13 protein-coding genes are annotated in these 13653 nt (G+C 62.1%); 8 read left to right on the top strand and 5 right to left on the bottom strand.

Features of this window, described 5'->3' with window-relative positions; genetic code table 11:
• Nucleotides 1-7 precede the first annotated feature (7 nt).
• The 3 genes from J2X43_RS30405 to J2X43_RS30395 all read left to right on the top strand — a co-directional run bounded on the left by J2X43_RS30405 (nucleotide 8) and on the right by J2X43_RS30395 (nucleotide 2229).
• Entirely contained in the window at nucleotides 8-796 is a 789-nt protein-coding gene (locus J2X43_RS30405; protein ID WP_112389987.1) for a hypothetical protein, read from the top strand.
• Between the two features lie 40 nt (nucleotides 797-836).
• Nucleotides 837-1631, top strand: coding sequence for a transporter (locus tag J2X43_RS30400; RefSeq protein WP_112389988.1), 795 nt, complete (start codon nucleotides 837-839; stop codon nucleotides 1629-1631).
• A gap of 106 nt (nucleotides 1632-1737) precedes the next feature.
• Nucleotides 1738-2229: a hypothetical protein gene (locus tag J2X43_RS30395; protein ID WP_112389989.1), complete on the top strand. Its 492-nt coding sequence runs from the start codon at nucleotides 1738-1740 to the stop codon at nucleotides 2227-2229.
• Between the two features lie 58 nt (nucleotides 2230-2287).
• On the opposite strand, the gene J2X43_RS30390 is transcribed toward J2X43_RS30395, so the two are convergent.
• From J2X43_RS30390 to J2X43_RS30370, 5 genes are all read right to left on the bottom strand, one after another.
• Nucleotides 2288-4354: a carboxy terminal-processing peptidase gene (locus J2X43_RS30390; RefSeq protein WP_112389990.1), complete on the bottom strand. Its 2067-nt coding sequence runs from the start codon at nucleotides 4352-4354 to the stop codon at nucleotides 2288-2290.
• Between the two features lie 132 nt (nucleotides 4355-4486).
• The gene (locus J2X43_RS30385; protein WP_310301312.1) at nucleotides 4487-5764 is read right to left on the bottom strand and encodes an MFS transporter; all 1278 of its coding nucleotides are present in this window, start codon (nucleotides 5762-5764) and stop codon (nucleotides 4487-4489) included.
• On the bottom strand, nucleotides 5742-6254 hold the full coding sequence (locus tag J2X43_RS30380; RefSeq protein ID WP_112389991.1) for a flavin reductase: 513 nt from the start codon (nucleotides 6252-6254) through the stop codon (nucleotides 5742-5744). The genes J2X43_RS30385 and J2X43_RS30380 overlap by 23 nt, the downstream gene beginning before the upstream one ends.
• 31 nt (nucleotides 6255-6285) lie before the next feature.
• Complete coding sequence (locus tag J2X43_RS30375; protein ID WP_112389992.1) at nucleotides 6286-7656, bottom strand: LLM class flavin-dependent oxidoreductase; 1371 nt, start codon at nucleotides 7654-7656, stop codon at nucleotides 6286-6288.
• 205 nt (nucleotides 7657-7861) lie between these two features.
• Nucleotides 7862-8665: an XRE family transcriptional regulator gene (locus tag J2X43_RS30370; RefSeq protein ID WP_310301306.1), complete on the bottom strand. Its 804-nt coding sequence runs from the start codon at nucleotides 8663-8665 to the stop codon at nucleotides 7862-7864.
• Here J2X43_RS30370 and bioB point away from each other — a divergent pair.
• From bioB to J2X43_RS30345, 5 genes are read left to right on the top strand one after another with little or no spacing between them, the layout of a single operon-like run.
• Nucleotides 8615-9616 (top strand): biotin synthase BioB, encoded by a 1002-nt coding sequence (bioB, locus tag J2X43_RS30365; protein ID WP_112389994.1) that lies wholly within the window; start codon nucleotides 8615-8617, stop codon nucleotides 9614-9616. The genes J2X43_RS30370 and bioB overlap by 51 nt on opposite strands.
• Nucleotides 9613-10758, top strand: a complete 1146-nt coding sequence (locus J2X43_RS30360) for an 8-amino-7-oxononanoate synthase (RefSeq protein WP_112389995.1) — start codon at nucleotides 9613-9615, stop codon at nucleotides 10756-10758. Before bioB ends, J2X43_RS30360 begins: the two co-directional genes overlap by 4 nt.
• Entirely contained in the window at nucleotides 10755-11393 is a 639-nt protein-coding gene (bioD, locus tag J2X43_RS30355; protein WP_112389996.1) for a dethiobiotin synthase, read from the top strand. The genes J2X43_RS30360 and bioD overlap by 4 nt, the downstream gene beginning before the upstream one ends.
• Entirely contained in the window at nucleotides 11390-12661 is a 1272-nt protein-coding gene (locus tag J2X43_RS30350) for an adenosylmethionine--8-amino-7-oxononanoate transaminase (RefSeq protein ID WP_112389997.1), read from the top strand. The genes bioD and J2X43_RS30350 overlap by 4 nt, the downstream gene beginning before the upstream one ends.
• Nucleotides 12658-13647, top strand: a complete 990-nt coding sequence (locus tag J2X43_RS30345; RefSeq protein ID WP_112389998.1) for a beta-ketoacyl-ACP synthase III — start codon at nucleotides 12658-12660, stop codon at nucleotides 13645-13647. The genes J2X43_RS30350 and J2X43_RS30345 overlap by 4 nt, the downstream gene beginning before the upstream one ends.
• Nucleotides 13648-13653: the final 6 nt, after the last annotated feature.

Here is a 13653-nt window from a genome sequence, read left to right as displayed (position 1 = left end):
ACGACACATGCACAGCAAGATTCGATTTGTCATTGGTGTTGCGGCACTGGCCGCCTTCGCCGCGCCTGCGGGTGCTGCCGATCTGCTGCCGGTAACAGCGCCGCAACCATCACCCGAGCGGCCCGACGGCTGGAGTTTCTCGTTCTCTCCCTATTTCTGGATTGCCGGTCTCGATGGCGAGAGCCAAGTGTTCGGCTTGCCGACCGTGGATGTCAGCCAGGATTTCGGCGCCATCATCTCGACCCTGGATTTCGCGTTCATGGGAGCGGGCGATGCCCGCTACGACCGTTTCAGCATCTTCACCGATATCAGCTATGCGAGGGTAACCACCGACTCCGCCACGCCGCGCGGCATCATTGCCGACGACGTTGACCTGAAGACTGTGACCTTCACGGCGCTGTTGGGTGCCGCCTACACGATCTACGAGGACCCGCAGGCGCGCCTCGACATTCTCGCGGGTGCCCGTTTCTGGCATGCCGAAACCACTATCCGCCTGAGTGGCGGCCTGATCGGTAATCTCGAGGGAACCGACAGCGCCAACTGGGTCGATGGTCTTGTTGGTTTCAAGGGCAGCTATTCCTTCACCGACAATGTCTACATGACCGGCTGGGCGATGATTGGTGCGGGCGGCGCCGACCTCGACTGGGATGTGCTGGCCGGCCTCGGCTACAAGTTCAACGACACCATGTCAGCCGTGCTCGGATACCGTGCCCAGGGCGTCGATTACAGCAGTGACGGCTTCACCTACGACATGATCCAGCACGGCCCGATCATCGGCATGACGATCCGGTTCTGAAACTTGCGGCGAAGTGCAGATCCCAATCGGAGACCAACGCATGAAGCCAGGAATTCTCTTTGCCGCAGCGGCCGCTGCGGCGGCCCTCCCGCTACCGGCTGTGGCGCAGGATGCCGATCTCGCCAAGAAGCTTTCCAATCCGGTCGCCTCGCTGATCAGCGTGCCGTTTCAATTCAACTATGACAGCGGTTACGGCCCGCTCGACGGCGACAGGGCCGTGCTGAACATCCAGCCGGTCATTCCCATTTCGATCAACGACGACTGGAACGTCATTTCCCGAACCATCCTGCCGTTCATCTGGCAGAACGACATCGCCGGCAATTCCGGTAGCCAGTTCGGCCTTGGCGACATCACCCAAAGCTTCTTCTTTTCGCCGAAGGAACCGGGACCGGGCGGCATCGTCTGGGGCGCCGGCCCGGTCTTCCTGCTGCCGACCGCAACGGACAAGATGCTCGGCAGCGGCAAGTGGGGGCTCGGCCCGACCGCCGTCGTCCTGAAGCAGGATGGCCCCTGGACCTACGGCGCGCTCGCCAATCACATCTGGTCCGTCACAGGCAACAGCGATCGGCCTGATATCAGCTCCACCTTCCTGCAACCCTTCATATCCTACACCACCCCTGATGCCTGGACTTTCTCGCTTAACACCGAAAGCACCTATGACTGGAAGAACGACCAGTGGGCCGTGCCGATCAATTTTTCGGTGGCAAAGCTCCTGAAGTTCGGCGAACAACCGGTGAGCTTCCAGGTCGGTGCCCGCTACTGGGCCGAAGCGCCCGAGAACGGACCGAACGGCTGGGGCTTCCGCGCCGGGATAACGTTCCTGTTCCCGCAATAGGCTGGCGTCGGGAGAAGCGGTCTGTCACCTGCCTGATCGACATCGCCTATTGCATGCCTGATGGCGCTATGCGATTGCGCGGTCAGATATCGAAGGCGGACGACCCATGACAGCATCGCGATACACCGATTACATCCAGGATCTGAAGGCAGCCCTGGACGATCTGCACGGCAATAGCGACCGGTACCAGACCTTCGATCTCCACGCCGAACTGGCGATGGGGGCGAACCTTCTGGTTTACGAGACGCGCAAGCGCAAGGGCCAGATCGACACCATGGCCTATGCCCGAGCGCCGACAGGCAACAAGCCGATTGCGCCTGACATGGCCAGGGATCGTGTCCTGTCATTCCTGGCGATGCAGGAACACATCGCGCTGACGGGCGATCCGATGATCAGCCTCAACGAGGAATATCCGCATGCGGTGATCAGCTTCGAGCACCGGGCGAAAGGTGCTGCCTCCAATAAATCGATGAAGATGATCTTTGCCGGCGTCAACGATGCCGAAGACGCTGCCCGCTATGTCACGGCCGTCGGCAATCCTGCCGCGATCGTTTCGACGCGCCCGCACGTTTCGAAGAAGCTGTGGGAGTGGAAATAACAGACGCGGGCAGCGGCTTTCACCGCGCCCGCGATTGTTTCTTCTGCTCCTGAAAGGCCTATTTCAGGGTCGTCTCGTCGGCAAGAATAGCGCCGGCTTCGTCGAGCAGCACGTCCTTCGCCTTCTTGCGGGCATTCTCGATCGCAATATCCGCACTGAGGCTGCGCTCGTTTGACTGCAGGCCGTCATCCGGACCCGTGTCTTCGCCGCTGACATCGGCGCGCGCCTTCAGGCGCGCCTCGCGGGCGGCCTGTTCCTTGCGGCGCTCGGCCTCATTGAGGGAGATAAGCCCCTTGTCGCGCTGCGCCTTCAGGTCGGCAATGTCCTCAATCAGGCTCTGATAGCCCGGATCGGTCTTGACGCGCGCATCATGGCGGCTCTGCAACTGTGGCAGCACGCTCTTGATGTCGCCGAAAGGCTTATATTTTGCAGGCTTGATTTCCGTCCATGGCAGGGCGTTATCATAGCTCGTCTCGCCGAAGGTTTTCGGGTCGGAAAGACCCGGGAAGGCGATATCCGGGGTCACGCCGCGCAGCTGCGTCGTCCCGCCGTTGACGCGGAAGAACTGGGCGATCGTCACCTTGAGCTCGCCGAATTTGGGCTTGCTGTTATGCGCCATCTCGTCGAGATCGACGACGGTCTGCACGGTGCCCTTGCCGAAGCTCGGCTCTCCGATGATCACGCCACGTCCGTAATCCTGGATCGCCGCAGCGAAAATCTCCGATGCCGAAGCCGAGCCGCGGTTGATGAGCACACCCACCGGACCAGTCCACAGGGGCTCCTGGAAGTCAGCGCTCTGGACCACGACCTTGCCATCCGTGCCGCGCTGCTGAACGACCGGACCATTGCCGATGAACAGGCCGGTCAGGTCAATCGCCTCGGAGAGCGAGCCGCCGCCATTGTTGCGGATATCGATCAGAACGCTGTCGACATTGTCCTGCTTCAGTTCCTCGAGCAGCTTGGCGACATCGCGGCTGGCGCTCTTGTAGTCCTGGTCGCCCTTCCGACGCGCCTCGAAATCCTCGTAGAATGCCGGCAGCGTAATCACGCCGATCTTGCGCGTGGCATCGCCGTCCTTGACCGACAGGATATCCTTGCGGGCGGCCTGTTTTTCGAGGCTGATCTTGTCGCGCACCAGGCTGATGATGTGATGGCTGCCGTCGGCACTGGCTTCTGCGGGCAGAATGTCGAGACGCACGACGGAGTCCTTCTCACCGCGGATCATCTGCACGACTTCGTCGAGACGGGTGCCGAGCACTTCCTTGATCGCGCCATTCTCGCCCTGGCCGACGCCGATGATGCGGTCGCCGACGGCAAGCTTGCCGGAGAGCTGCGCCGGGCCACCGGGCACGAGTTCGCGGATCGTCGTGTAGTCGTCGCGTTCCTGCAGGACCGCGCCGATGCCGACCAGCGACAGCTTCATCGAAATGTCGAAATCGGCAGAGGCCGAGGCGCCGAAATAGTCCGTGTGCGGATCGACGGAATTGGTATAGGCGTCCATGAACGACTGGAAGACGTCGTCGCTCTTGTACTTGTAGGCGCGCTCCAGAGCGTTTTCGTAGCGCTTCTCGAGCGTATCGCGAATGGCATCGTCCGCCTTGCCGCCAAGCTTCAGCCGCAGCCAGTCGCTCTTGACGCGCTTGCGCCAGAGATCGTCGGACTCGGCTTCGGACTGCGGCCACGGGGCGTTGTCGCGCAGCACGGAATAGTCTTCCTTTACGCTGAAATCGAATCCCTGCTTCAGCAGGCCGCGCGAATAATTCATGCGATCGACGACGCGCTGCTCATAGACGTTGAAGATCGTGAACGGGATCTGCAGGTTCTGCTTCTCGATGGCGTCGTCGATCTTGCTCTTGTCGGCCATGAACTTGTCGATGTCTGCCTTCAGGAAGATCATCCGGTCCGGATCCAGCGACTTGATGAAGTGATCCATGATCTTGGCCGACAGCGCATCATCGAGTGCGACGGGCCTGTAGCTGTAACGGGTCAGAAATTGCGCGCTCATTTGCGCAGCCTGGGCCTGCTGCTTCAGCGGCTCCAATACAGGCGGCGATGCAGCTTCCAGGGCATATGCGGACGGCGCGATTGCAAGGAATAATCCGAATAAACCGTATTGTATGCGCATTCAGCTCTGTTCCAATTCTTGGTGCCGCGTATCAATGACCGATGTAGGTGGAACAATTATGGCTTTTTGGCAACCGGGCGGATCGTCTCTGCGGATGTTTCCAATCGAAAACGGCTGCGGCTTGCAGCCCGGCTAACGCCTGCCGCCGGCCAGAAGCCGTGCTTCCGGGTCGCGCCGCAACCTCAACATCGCGGCACATCCCGCGAAGGGACCCAGCGCAAGCATCGTGAAGGCGCCCGGCCAGCCGAGCAGCGCCCGGACCTCGGGAACGAGGTGAATGCTGACCATCGTGAGCAGAAAGCCCGCGCATGTCTGCGCCGTCAGCAATGTCCCGACTGAGCCGGGCTCCGCAAGCTCCGCGACCGAGGCCGAAAACTGGGCGGAGTCGGCAATCACGGTGATGCCCCAGATGATGGCCACGGGCACCAGCAAGCACAGCGGCGCGGAATAGAGCCAGCCGATCAGCAGCGCGCATATGCCGCTGGCACTCATCGCAGTTGTGGTCACAAAGGTCCGGCCTCGCCTGTCGGCGACGATCCCGCCGAGCCAGGAGCCGGCCGCCCCGGCAGCGATGGTGGCAAAGGTCAGCCAGGCCGCCTTGGTGTCGGCGTTCTGAAGACCGCGCGCCGCAAACGACTGATGCAGGAAGACCGGCAGCCAGGCCCACATGGCGTAGAGCTCCCACATATGTCCGAGATAGCCGAGATTCACGCGCCGCAACGACGTCCGGCGCCAGCTTTCGGCAATCTTCGATAGATCGACCGATGGCGCACGGCGGATGTTGGGGCCAAGCTTGGCGAAGGTGATGAGCACGGCAGCGGCCGCCGCCGATCCCGAAGCCACGCCGTAGATTGCACGCCATTCGACATCGCCGACCGCCGCCAGAAGATGCGGGCTGGCCGAGCCGAGCGTCAGGGCGCCGACCAGAAGACCGATCAGAAGGCCGAGATCGCGGCTTGCCCAGGTCGCGGCCATGCGCATGCCGACCGGATAGACGCCCGCCATGCAGATGCCGGTCAGGAAACGCAGCGCGATCGCACCGGGGCCGACAGGCGCCATGAAGACGAGACATCCCGTGGCAATGGCGGCAATCGCGGCGCACAGCGCAAACAGCCGCCGCGGATCGAAACGGTCCGCCAGCGACAGATGCGCCGAGACGACCGCTCCGGCCACGAAGCCGATCTGCACGGCCGTGGTCAGCATCGCCTCCTGCGAAGCGCCGATTGCATATTGCTGCTTGATGCTGGCGATTGCCGCGCTCGACGAGAACCACACGCTCATCGCCGCCACCTGCGCCGCGAGGATGATCGCCAGCGAAACGGCCTTTCGGCCGGCTGGCTTGGCCGGCGGATCGCCCGCGGCAGATGTCGCTAGGCCGCGCATCGTGTCAGGCCGCAGGTCCGGCCGCATTGACCGGCCTGGTCGCCACCCGATGAAAATCGCGTCCGAAATAGATCAATCCATCGCGGCCCGGCTGATTGCGGACCGCCTTCACACGGCAATAGAAAACCGTATGCGTGCCGACCTCTGACACGGAATCGACCTCGCAATCGATGGCGGAGACTGCGCCATCAAGCACCAGCGCTCCGGTTTCAAGTGTGCTCCAGTTGGCACTGGCAAGGCGCTCGCTGACCGATAATCCCTTCGTCGCGAATTGCATCGCGATCTCTTTCTGCTCGGCGCAGACAATATTGACGCAGAGATTGCCGTTCCGGCGGATGATCTCGTTATTGGCGCTGGAGCGATTGATGCAGACCAGCAGCGTCGGCGGCTCGTCTGTCACCGAACAGACCGCCGAAACCGTGCAGCCGGCAGGGCCTGCGGCTCCATCCGAGGTGATGATATTCACCGCAGCCGCAAGCCCGGCCATGGCATCGCGATACGCAGTTTTATCGACCACGTTCAATCCTTCCTGATGATGCTGAGAGCTGCTACCGGGAGCCGGCTCCGCCGCGATATTGCGCGGCCGAATGGGTCGATGGCAGGCGTGCCGTGCCGAACAGCTTCTCGCGGTAGGTTCCTTCTGCGTATGACGTCTTGTAGACCCCCTTCTCCTGAAGAACAGGGATCAGCAGATCGATGACATCCTCGATGCTCTCAGGCGCAATGGTACGCGACAGATTGAAGCCCGCCACGCCGGTCTCGCCGCTCCAGCCGATCAGCATATCGGCAATCTCTTCGGCCGAGCCCACCCATGGGGTCTGGCGGCTGCCCAGCACCATCTGCTCGAGAAGTTTGCGGCGCGTCCATTGCGGACCCGCCGCCTTATTGATGATCTCGACATTGGAGACGATCGCCTGGCTCTTGCCCGTCTCAATCGGCTCATCGATATCGTATTTCGAAAAATCGATACCAAGCGATGCGGCCGCATGCACCAGCGCCGCTTCGGAACTGACGTAGCGCTTGTATTCCTCGAACTTTTCCTGCGCTTCGGCATTGGTTTTGCCGAGAACGAGGCTGGCGCCAAGGAACACCTTGACGTCCTCAGCCGAGCGGCCTTTCGCTTGCGCCCGCGCCTTGATGTCGGCGGTGATACTGCGGACATCCTCCTTCTTCTGGCCGTTGACGAAGACGCATTCCGCATGGGTCGCTGCAAATTCGCGCCCGCGCGGCGAAGAACCCGCCTGATAAAGCACCGGCGTGCGCTGTGGCGACGGCGAGCAGAGATGCATCGCATCGACCTTGTATTGCGGTCCTTCGTGGTGGATCACGCGAACCTTTGACGGATCGGCAAACATCGCATTCCGGCGATCGGCAATAACGGCGTCGTCGTCCCAGGATCCTTCCCAAAGCTTGTAGACCAGCGACATATATTCGTCGGCGAGATCGTAACGGTCGTCATGCGCGGTCTGACCCTTGAGGCCGATGGCGCGGGCGGCGCTGTCGAGATAACCGGTGACGATATTCCAGCCGATGCGGCCGCCGGTAATGTGATCGAGCGTCGACATCCGCCGGGCAAACAGAAACGGCTGCTCATAGGTGAGATTGCAGGTAACGCCGAAACCGAGATGCTTGGTGACCGCCGCCATCGCTGGGATGACGATCGTCGGATCATTGGCGGGGATCTGCACCCCGCCGCGCACCGCCGCATCCGGACTGCCGCCATAGACGTCATACACACCAAGGACATCGGCAAAGAAGATGCCGTCGAACAGACCGGATTCGAGCTTCTTCGCGTATTCCATCCAATATTGCAGATCGTTGACGCGGTCAGACTGGTCCCGCGGATGCGTCCACATGCCCTGCTGGATGTGGCCCGGGCAGACCATATCGAAGGCATTCAGATGGATCTGGCGAGGCATCATCGATTCCCCTATCTTGGCCAAGGCTCACAGTCGTCCACCATCGTGGATTATCTATGCCAATATGATGGACATTCGATCTGTGTCAAGGCGGCATTTCCGTCCATACGGGACTGCAGGAAGCCGGCGCGGCAAGCGGTCCAGCGCAGCAGGCTTCAGTTTCCGCCATGCTGATCATACCACTATAGTAGCATGATCGACTCCGTCAGGCCTCACGAAGAACGATCACCGCATAACGGCAGGGTTCGGCCGTTTCATTCCGGAAGATGCAATCGTTGGGAGGGCCGAGTTCGAGGCAATCCCCTTCCCGCATCTCATGGCGGACGCCGCCTTCGATGAAGACAAGTTCGCCCGCCAGCACCCAGACGAGGTGCTTGCGATTGGCATAGGACGAGGCGGGAAAGCCCGATTCCTTGCCCGGCGGGAAATCGACATCGATCACATCGATCGGCGTCACCGATCGCGGCGAGACATGGCGGCGCGCATAACCGGTAACGGGATCGATCCAGACCGGCTGGTCGTCCTTGCGCAGCAACATCCCTTCCTGCATCTCGGCACGCACCATCAGTGTCGACATGCTGATCTCGAAAGCGCCTGACAAACGGGCCAAAAGCATTGCCGTCGGGCTTGCCTCGCCGCGCTCGACCTTGTGGATCATCGCGCGGGAAACACCTGAGCGTTTCGCGAGCTCGGTCAGCGACCAGCCGCGAATTTCCCGTTCAATACGCACCCGCGCGCCGAGGCGCTCATCGATTTTATCCAGCATGACGACATCACTAACGCGTGCCACCGGCCGCCGCAACTCGGGTTCCGCGGGCTGCAGCCGCACTAAAGACAGTAAAGCCAGCGGGCGAGCTTCCGCCTCAACCGGCCAGAAATCGCACTCCGGAATTACGGCTTGCCAAATTATCGATAAAATATATTTTCTATCCATAATTTTAATCTTGAGGCGACAAGAATGCCAGAAATCGTTCGGAATACCGAGTTTGAAGCACGTCACGCTCCGCACAAACCGACCAAAACTTTAGACAACGCAAAACTTATCTATAATTTACCGTTTAATGATCTACTCTTCCGGGCGCAAACCGTTCATCGCGCCAATTTCGATCCCAATGCCGTGCAGATGAGCCGGCTCCTCTCGATCAAGACGGGGGGATGTGCGGAAGATTGCGGATACTGCAGCCAGTCGGCGCACAATCCGACCGGGCTAAAGGCGTCGAAGCTGATGGAGGTCGAGCGCGTTCTCGCGGAGGCGCGCAAGGCAAGGGATGCCGGGGCGACTCGCTATTGCATGGGGGCCGCCTGGCGCAGCCCGAAGGATCGCGATCTGGACACGCTGACCGCCATGGTCGAGGGCGTGAAGGCGCTTGGCATGGAAAGCTGCATGACGCTCGGCATGCTCTCGGCCACGCAGGCAGACAGGCTCGCAGAAGCGGGCCTCGACTACTACAATCACAACATCGATACGTCCGAGCGCTTCTACTCCGAAATCATCACCACACGGAGCTTCGAAGACCGGCTCGATACGCTGGAGACTGTGCGGGCTGCCGGCATCAAGGTCTGTGCTGGAGGCATCCTGGGGATGGGCGAAACGGTCGATGACCGGATCTCCATGCTGCTGACGCTCGCAAACCTGCCGGTGGCGCCGGAGAGCGTTCCGATCAATCAGCTGATCGCGATCCCCGGCTCGAAGCTGGAACATGCCGCCCCTGTCGACCCGATCGATTTCATCCGCACGATAGCACTCGCGCGCATTCTGATGCCGACATCCCACCTGCGGCTCTCGGCCGGACGAACGGAGATGAGCGACGAAATGCAGGCACTCTGTTTCTTCGCCGGCGCCAATTCGATCTTCGTCGGCGATACGCTGCTGACGACGGATAATCCCGGCGAAGACCACGACACGTCGCTCTTCCGACGCCTCGGCCTGTCGCCAATGCAACTGGAGCCGGCGCTGTGACCGCAGCGATACTCGCCGGCTATATTGTGACACTGGATGGCCTGCAGCGAAAGACACGCCTGCGCCATCTGGCCCCGCAGCGCGGCGCCGATTTCACCTCCAACGACTTTCTCGCTCTGGCCGGTGCGCCACGTCTCAAGGCGGCGATCGCTGCGGCCATGGAGCGGGGCATTCCCGTTGGCGCAGGGGGATCTCGGCTGCTACGCGGCAATCATCCCGAACACGAGGCGCTGGAGACCGAAGCAGCAGCCTTCTTCGGGGCGGAGCGCGTGCTCTATTTTGGCAGCGGCTATGCCGCCAATTCCGCGCTTTTCTCGACGCTTCCGAAGCGTGAGGATCTGATCGTCCATGATGCGCTGATCCATGCGAGCGCGCATGAAGGCATCGAAGCCAGCAAGGCGGCCTCGACCGCCGTCGCTCACAACGATGCCGATGCTTTCGACGACGCGATCGGGAAATGGCGCAAGCAGGGTGGCCGGGGCCATCCCTGGGTTGCCGTCGAAAGCCTCTACTCCATGGATGGCGACCGCGCACCGCTCGCGGCATTTGCTGACATTGCCGAACGTCACGACGGCTTTCTGGTCATCGACGAGGCGCACGCGACCGGCGTGCTCGGCCCAGGCGGACGGGGGCTGGCGGCCGGGCTTGAGGGCCGGGAGAATGTGCTGGCGCTTCATACTTGCGGCAAGGCGCTCGGCGTTTCCGGCGCTTTGCTTGCCGCTCCCCGGGCGCTTGCCGACTACCTCGTCAACCGCGCCCGCGCCTTCATTTATTCGACGGCGCCCTCGCCGCTCATGGCGGCCGGCGTGCGCGAGGCGCTGCGGATGGTCGAGGATGAACCGGAGCGGCGCATCAGCCTTCAGCAACTGGTTTCGTTCGCCGGCGACGAACTGAAGAGTCGGCTTGGCGTCCAGCCGAGCGGATCGCAGATCCAGCCGGTGATCATCGGTGGCAATGCGCAGGCGGTCCGAATTGCGGACCGTCTGCAGGATCATGGTTTCGACATCCGCGCCATTCGCCCGCCCACGGTACCCGATGGCACCGCGCGGCTGCGCCTGTCGATCACACTCAATACAGACCGCGACCGGATCGCCAGCATGATCGATTGCCTCGCCGCCGTCATGGAGGAAAACAATAGATGACACCGCGTTTCGTGGTCTCCGGCACGGATACCGGCATCGGCAAGACCGTCTTTGCGGCGGGCCTAGCCGGTGCGCTCGGCGCCCATTACTGGAAGCCGGTGCAATCCGGCCTCGAGGATGAGACTGATAGCCAGACCGTCGCCCGGCTCAGCGGATTGCCATCAGGCCATATCGTGCCTGAAGCCTATCGTCTCACAGCGCCCTTATCGCCGCATCTTTCCGCGCGGATTGATGGGATCGAGATCGATATAGGCAAGCTTCTGCCACCCGAATGCAAAGGGCCGCTGGTCATCGAGGGCGCGGGCGGTCTGCTGGTGCCGCTGACGGCTACCACCGTCTTTGCCGATGTCTTCGCGCCGTGGCGCATTCCCGTCATTCTCTGCGCACGAACGGCACTTGGCACGATCAATCACACGCTGCTCTCCCTCGAGGCGCTGCGCCATCGCGCCATCCCGATTTGCGGCGTTGCCTTCATCGGGCCCGAGAACGCGGACACACAGGCGACGATCGCCACCATCGGACAGGTCGATATTCTGGGGCGACTGCCGATGCTGGACAATCTGACGCGTGAAAGCCTCGCCCAGGCATTTCGCGAGAATTTCGATACGCGGCTGATGCTGGAGAACTGCGCATGAGCCGCTCTCCCGTCTGGCACCCGTTCACCCAGCACGCCCTCGAACCGGCGATGAGGCGCATCGTAAAGACAGAAGGCAGTTCTCTTTTCGACGAGGATGGCAATCGTATTCTGGATGCGATCTCTTCCTGGTGGGTCATCACCCATGGCCATCGCCACCCGGCCATCATGGCCGCGATCCGCGAGGCGACAGAGGTCTACGACCAGGTGATCTTTGCTGAATTCACGCATGAGCCAGCCGAAGCGCTGGCGGAAGGCTTGCTCGCCTTCGCTCCACCCGGTTTGCAGCACGTCTTCTATTCCGACAGCGGCTCGACCGCCGTGGAAGTCGCGATCAAGATGGCGCTCGGCACCTTTCACAATCGCGGTATCGCGCGCGACCGCATCGTGGTGATGGAACACGCCTATCACGGCGACACGATCGGCACGATGTCGGCGGGAGAACGCGGCGTCTTCAACGCGCCGTTCGAACCCCTGCTCTTCGGCGTCGATCGCCTGCCTTTTCCCGAAGCCGGCCGCGAGCAGGAAACGCTTGATGCTTTCGAACGCTTCTGCCGCGCCGAAAGGACCGCCGCCATTCTCATCGAGCCGCTGGTGCTTGGCGCAGGCGGCATGAAATTCTATGCAAGCGGCGTTCTCGCCTCTCTGAAGGAAATCGCCGGGCGGTATGGCGTGCTGTTTATCGCCGACGAGGTGATGACCGGCTGGGGCCGGACTGGAACCCGCTTCGCCTGCGAGCAGGCGGGCGTCAACCCCGATATCCTCTGCACCTCGAAGGGCCTGACCGGTGGCGCCCTGCCGCTGGCGGCAACGCTCTGCACGCCGGATATTTTCGAGGCGCATCTGTCCTCAGATCGGCGCAAGACCTTTTTTCACTCGAGCTCCTACACGGCGAACCCCATCGCCTGTGCCGCGGCTGTGGCCAACCTGAAGATCTGGCGCGACGAGCCTGTCGACGCAAGGATCGATGCGCTGGCCGCGCAGCATTCGGCCCACCTGAAACGCTTCGAAAACGACCCGCGATTTACGGGCGTCAGGCAATGCGGAACGATCGCTGCCCTGGATCTCGTGGTCCCTGCGGGCGGCTATCTCGCCGAGGCCGGCCCGCATCTACGGCGGCTGTTCCGCGAGCGCGGGTTGCTCGTGCGACCGCTTGGCAATGTCATCTACCTGATGCCGCCCTATTGCACGACTGGGGCGGACCTTGCCGCCGCCTATGACGCCATCGACGAGGTGGCTTCGCTCGCCCTGGCAAAGGTGGGGTCGTGACGGCGCTTCTTTCCTCCAGGCTCGCAGGCTTCGGCCACGCCGTCCCGTCGCGTATTGTCCACAATGCGGAGATTGAAAACCGGCTGTGCCTGGAGGATGGCTGGATCGAACGGCGCACCGGCATCCGATCGCGCTACTGGGCAAGCGAGGGTGACACGCTGACTGGCCTTGCCACGGCAGCCGGCCGGATGGCGATCAGTAATTCCGGTCTTGCAGCTGACGATGTGGCCCTCACCCTTCTTGCGACCTCGACGCCCGATCATCTGTTGCCGCCGTCTGCGCCGCTTCTGGCCCACAAGCTCGGGCTCAGGAATTCCGGCGCGATCGACCTTGCCGGGGCCTGTTCCGGCTTTCTCTATGCGCTGACGCTGGCGGATGGTTTCGTGCGCGCCCAGGGGCGGCCGGTGCTGGTCGTCGCTGCCAACATTCTCAGCCGCCGGATCAATCCTGCCGAACGCGCCAGCGCCGTGCTTTTCGCCGACGGCGCGGGAGCCGTCGTGCTCGCGCCCTGCAGCGATGGGAGAAGCGGCCTCAAGGCCGCCGCGCTGGCGTCCGATGGTAGCGGCTATGATCTGATCGGCATTCCGGCGGGCGGGAGCTCCAAACCGTTCACGCGGCAGACGCCGGGCGATGAAATGCTGATGTCGATGCGCGACGGGCGCGAGGTCTTCTCCCGTGCCGTCGAACTGATGACAAGGACGTCGCTTCAGGCCGTCGCCCAGTCCACCGGGACCATTTCGGCCATAGACCGTTTCATTCCGCATCAGGCGAATGCACGTCTTTCCGATGCCATCCGCCGCAATCTGGCGATCGAGGAAAGCAAGGCCGTCAGCACGATCGCCGAATATGGCAATTCTTCCGCTGCAACCATACCGCTTTCACTCTCGGTCGAGAACAGCAGACGGCCGTTCGCGCCAGGAGAGAACCTTCTGATGACCGCGGCAGGCGCGGGTCTGGCTGGCGGGGCAGTCGTCTTTGCGATGTGACCGGCC

This window comes from Rhizobium sp. BE258 (genome assembly GCF_031457345.1).
In the GTDB taxonomy this organism is placed as follows: Bacteria; Pseudomonadota; Alphaproteobacteria; order Rhizobiales; family Rhizobiaceae; genus Rhizobium.
Note: the sequence above shows the minus strand (reverse complement) of the source record. Positions and strands in the feature narration are given on the sequence as shown.